The organism is Gilvimarinus sp. 1_MG-2023 (assembly GCF_030548285.1).
Window position 1 is genome coordinate 1 of record NZ_JAUOSC010001336.1, and the last position, 253, is coordinate 253.

Annotated in this window: 1 protein-coding gene; it reads right to left on the minus strand. The window is 54.9% G+C overall.

Translation table 11 applies throughout. The features are described 5' to 3' along the window. Window positions 1–253 (minus strand): hypothetical protein (locus Q4563_RS21190; protein ID WP_303605929.1); only part of this gene is annotated, 253 nt, incomplete at both ends.

The window sequence follows — 253 nt, forward strand, 5'->3', positions numbered from 1 at the left end:
CGGCTGAACAGGTCGGACGTCAGCAAGGCCTCGAGCCAGTCGGTTTCTTCATCGGATGCTGCAGCTAGCGCGACGTCAATACAGGTGTTGATTAATTGCAGGGAGCGCCTGGGCAAACGGGCAATCAGGCAATCGTCAACAACGACCGCTGAGTATTTATGAATGGAATGGTCGGCGTCGATTGCGAGGACGTTACCTTCATCCTCGCTGTGCTGGCGGGTGACATCAAAATGATCGTCGATCAGGTCGATGG